Annotated in this window: 3 rRNA genes; all 3 read right to left on the bottom strand. The window is 57.4% G+C overall.

Going from position 1 to position 5,314, the window contains the following annotated elements:
• Positions 1-6: 6 nt before the first annotated feature.
• Positions 7-123 (bottom strand): 5S ribosomal RNA (rrf, locus tag ACFP3R_RS37375).
• A 111-nt stretch (positions 124-234) separates the two neighbouring features.
• Positions 235-3,314: ribosomal RNA gene (locus tag ACFP3R_RS37370) — 23S ribosomal RNA — on the bottom strand.
• 345 nt (positions 3,315-3,659) lie between these two features.
• A 16S ribosomal RNA gene (locus ACFP3R_RS37365) occupies positions 3,660-5,176 on the bottom strand.
• Together the 16S, 23S and 5S rRNA genes form the textbook arrangement of a ribosomal RNA operon.
• Between the last annotated feature and the right edge of the window lie 138 nt (positions 5,177-5,314).

Raw genomic sequence — 5,314 nt, 5'->3', positions numbered from 1 at the left:
AAGAATGTTCGGCGGCGTCCTACTCTCCCACACCCTCACGAGTGCAGTACCATCGGCGCTGGAAGGCTTAACTACCGGGTTCGGAATGGGACCGGGTGTTCCCCAACCGCAATGACCACCGAAACACTATGAAATTACCAACCCGTAGGCACCAACCCAAACCCCCCACGAAGGGGTTCCGGTGGTGGTCCGGTTCGGTTCTTTCAGAACCGCACAGTGGATGCGTAGCGTCTTCATGACAAGTCCTCGGCCTATTAGTACCGGTCAACTCCAGCCGTTACCGACCTTCCATCTCCGGCCTATCAACCCAATGGTCTGTTGGGGGCCTTAACCCACAAAGGGGTGGGATACCTCATCTAGGAACGAGCTTCCCGCTTAGATGCTTTCAGCGGTTATCCCTTCCGAACGTAGCCAACCAGCAATGCCCTTGGCAGGACAACTGGCACACCAGAGGTCCGTCCGTCCCGGTCCTCTCGTACTAGGGACAGCCTTCCGCAAGTATCCTACGCGCGCGGCGGATAGGGACCGAACTGTCTCACGACGTTCTAAACCCAGCTCGCGTACCGCTTTAATGGGCGAACAGCCCAACCCTTGGGACCTACTCCAGCCCCAGGATGCGACGAGCCGACATCGAGGTGCCAAACCATGCCGTCGATATGGACTCTTGGGCAAGATCAGCCTGTTATCCCCGGGGTACCTTTTATCCGTTGAGCGACCACGCTTCCACAAGCCATGGCCGGATCACTAGTTCCGACTTTCGTCCCTGCTCGACCTGTCGGTCTCACAGTCAAGCCCCCTTGTGCACTTGCACTCGACACCTGATTGCCAACCAGGCTGAGGGAACCTTTGAGCGCCTCCGTTACTCTTTGGGAGGCAACCGCCCCAGTTAAACTACCCACCAGGCACTGTCCCTGATCCGGATCACGGACCGAGGTTAGACATCCAGTACGACCAGAGTGGTATTTCAACGATGACTCCACACCGACTGGCGTCGACGCTTCACAGTCTCCCACCTATCCTACACAAGCCGAACCGAACACCAATACCAAGCTATAGTAAAGGTCCCGGGGTCTTTCCGTCCTGCCGCGCGTAACGAGCATCTTTACTCGTAGTGCAATTTCGCCGGGCCTGTGGTTGAGACAGTCGAGAAGTCGTTACGCCATTCGTGCAGGTCGGAACTTACCCGACAAGGAATTTCGCTACCTTAGGATGGTTATAGTTACCACCGCCGTTTACTGGCGCTTAAGTTCTCAGCTTCGCCCCGAAAGACTAACCGGTCCCCTTAACGTTCCAGCACCGGGCAGGCGTCAGTCCGTATACATCGTCTTGCGACTTCGCACGGACCTGTGTTTTTAGTAAACAGTCGCTTCTCGCTGGTCTCTGCGGCCAACTGGTCCTAGCCCGCAAGGGGCTTCAAACCCTTTGGCCCCCCTTCTCCCGAAGTTACGGGGGCATTTTGCCGAGTTCCTTAACCACAGTTCGCCCGATCGCCTCGGTATTCTCTACCTGACCACCTGTGTCGGTTTGGGGTACGGGCCGCGTGAACACTCACTAGAGGCTTTTCTCGGCAGCATGGGATCACTCTACTTCGCCTCAATCGGCTATGCATCACGTCTCAGCCTATGTGCCTGGCGGATTTGCCTACCAGACGGCCTACACGCTTACACCAGTACTACCACTCACTGGCGGAGCTACCCTCCTGCGTCACCCCATCGTTTGACTACTACAAGCTCGGTTCCCGCGCTCCGCTCGAAGAAGACCCGAAGGCCAGACCCCGAGTTTCGGGCGGTTAGCATCGCAAGCCTCGCCAGGGGCGCGTTCACACGGGTACGGGAATATCAACCCGTTGTCCATCGACTACGCCTGTCGGCCTCGCCTTAGGTCCCGACTTACCCTGGGCGGATTAGCCTGGCCCAGGAACCCTTGGTCATCCGGCGGCAGAGTTTCTCACTCTGCTTTCGCTACTCATGCCTGCATTCTCACTCGTCCAGCCTCCACACCTGGATTCCTCCGGCGCTTCAACGGCTGAACGACGCTCCCCTACCCATCCCAGCAAAACTGGAATGACACGGCTTCGGCGGTGTGCTTGAGCCCCGCTACATTGTCGGCGCAGGACCACTTGACCAGTGAGCTATTACGCACTCTTTAAAGGGTGGCTGCTTCTAAGCCAACCTCCTGGTTGTCTGGGCGACCCCACATCCTTTCCCACTTAGCACACACTTAGGGGCCTTAGCCGGCGTTCTGGGCTGTTTCCCTCTCGACTACGAAGCTTATCCCCCGCAGTCTCACTGCCGCGCTCTCACGTACCGGCATTCGGAGTTTGGTTGATTTCGGTAAGCTTGTGGGCCCCCTAGACCATCCAGTGCTCTACCTCCGGCACGAAACACACGACGCTGCACCTAAATGCATTTCGGGGAGAACCAGCTATCACGGAGTTTGATTGGCCTTTCACCCCTAACCACAGCTCATCCCCCAGGTTTTCAACCCTGGTGGGTTCGGGCCTCCACGCGGTCTTACCCACGCTTCACCCTGGCCATGGCTAGATCACTCCGCTTCGGGTCTAGACCACGCGACTCAACCGCCCTATTCGGACTCGCTTTCGCTACGGCTACCCCACACGGGTTAACCTCGCCACGCAGCACTAACTCGCAGGCTCATTCTTCAAAAGGCACGCCGTCACCCCTAAAGGCTCCGACGGATTGTAGGCACACGGTTTCAGGTACTATTTCACTCCCCTCCCGGGGTACTTTTCACCTTTCCCTCACGGTACTAGTCCGCTATCGGTCACCAGGGAGTATTCAGGCTTAGCGGGTGGTCCCGCCAGATTCACAGCAAATTCCACGAGCTCGCTGCTACTTGGGAACACCACAAAGAGAAGACGGGTTTTCGCGTACGGGACTTTCACCCTCTACGGCCGCGCTTTCCAGACACGTTCCGCTAACCACGACTTTTTATGACTCCTTGCCAGTCCGGCAGAACTGACCAGTGGGTCCCACGACCCCGTACACGCAACCCCTGCCGGGTATCACACGAATACGGTTTAGCCTCTTCCGCTTTCGCTCGCCACTACTCACGGAATCACGGTTGTTTTCTCTTCCTGCGGGTACTGAGATGTTTCACTTCCCCGCGTTCCCTCCACATACCCTATGTGTTCAGGTATGGGTGACCCCACATGACTGGGGCCGGGTTTCCCCATTCGGAAATCCTTGGATCTCAGCTCGGTTGACAACTCCCCAAGGCTTATCGCAGTCTCCTACGTCCTTCATCGGCTCCTGGTGCCAAGGCATCCACCGTGTGCCCTTAATAACTTGCCACAAAGATGCTCGCATCCACTGTGCAGTTCTCAAAGAACAACCAGACACCATCCCATATACGCCACGCCTACCCGGCAGAGCCGAGCGGTTCGAAAGCCGAGACCGTCCTGTCGTTTCTCGCTGAAAGACACACAACACGTGTTCCCTCAGGACCCAACAGCGTACCGAACACTAGACCAAGCCCCCACACGACCCTTCCACACTTCCGAAGAAGCAGTACTGACTCGTACGGCAACAAGACCGAATGCATTAGCCAGCATCCACTAATATGAGCTCCACCCGACGATCATTCGCCGCCGGCGTGGCCTCCGAACCGCCCGAAGACGATCCGCAGATGCTCCTTAGAAAGGAGGTGATCCAGCCGCACCTTCCGGTACGGCTACCTTGTTACGACTTCGTCCCAATCGCCAGTCCCACCTTCGACCGCTCCCCCCCTTACGGGTTGGGCCACGGGCTTCGGGTGTTACCGACTTTCGTGACGTGACGGGCGGTGTGTACAAGGCCCGGGAACGTATTCACCGCAGCGTTGCTGATCTGCGATTACTAGCGACTCCGACTTCACGGGGTCGAGTTGCAGACCCCGATCCGAACTGAGACCGGCTTTGTGGGATTCGCTCCACCTCACGGCTTAGCAGCCCTCTGTACCGGCCATTGTAGCATGTGTGAAGCCCTGGACATAAGGGGCATGATGACTTGACGTCATCCCCACCTTCCTCCGAGTTGACCCCGGCAGTCTCCCATGAGTCCCCGCCATAACGCGCTGGCAACATGGAACGAGGGTTGCGCTCGTTGCGGGACTTAACCCAACATCTCACGACACGAGCTGACGACAGCCATGCACCACCTGTACACCGGCCACAAGGGGGCCAATATCTCTACTGGTTTCCAGTGCATGTCAAGCCCAGGTAAGGTTCTTCGCGTTGCATCGAATTAATCCACATGCTCCGCCGCTTGTGCGGGCCCCCGTCAATTCCTTTGAGTTTTAGCCTTGCGGCCGTACTCCCCAGGCGGGGTGCTTAATGCGTTAGCTGCGGCACGGAGAACGTGGAAGTCCCCCACACCTAGCACCCACCGTTTACGGCGTGGACTACCAGGGTATCTAATCCTGTTCGCTCCCCACGCTTTCGCTCCTCAGCGTCAGTATCGGCCCAGAGACCCGCCTTCGCCACCGGTGTTCCTCCTGATATCTGCGCATTTCACCGCTACACCAGGAATTCCAGTCTCCCCTGCCGAACTCAAGTCTGCCCGTATCGACTGCAGGCTCCACGTTAAGCGTGAAGTTTTCACAGTCGACGCAACAAACCGCCTACGAGCTCTTTACGCCCAATAATTCCGGACAACGCTCGCACCCTACGTATTACCGCGGCTGCTGGCACGTAGTTAGCCGGTGCTTCTTCTGCAGGTACCGTCACTCACGCTTCGTCCCTGCTGAAAGAGGTTTACAACCCGAAGGCCGTCATCCCTCACGCGGCGTCGCTGCATCAGGCTTTCGCCCATTGTGCAATATTCCCCACTGCTGCCTCCCGTAGGAGTCTGGGCCGTGTCTCAGTCCCAGTGTGGCCGGTCACCCTCTCAGGCCGGCTACCCGTCGTCGCCTTGGTAGGCCACTACCCCACCAACAAGCTGATAGGCCGCGGGTCCATCCCGTACCGCCGGAACTTTCCACCCCCGTGGATGCCCACAGGAGTCATATCCGGTATTAGACCTAGTTTCCCAGGCTTATCCCAGAGTACAGGGCAGGTTACCCACGTGTTACTCACCCGTTCGCCGCTCGTGTACCCCGAAGGGCCTTACCGCTCGACTTGCATGTGTTAAGCACGCCGCCAGCGTTCGTCCTGAGCCAGGATCAAACTCTCCAATAAGGAATGAGTTCGATCGCTCCGAACAACACTGACAAGTAATGTCAGTTGTCCAGTAACAATCTCAAAGGAATCCTCTTGACGAGGATCATAAATTTACTGGCTATTCGGCACGCTGTTGAGTTCTCAAAGAACACGCGC

The organism is Saccharothrix lopnurensis, assembly GCF_042658445.1.
Lineage (GTDB): Bacteria > Actinomycetota > Actinomycetes > Mycobacteriales > Pseudonocardiaceae > Actinosynnema > Actinosynnema lopnurensis.
This window is presented reverse-complemented; position numbering and strand designations above follow the sequence as displayed.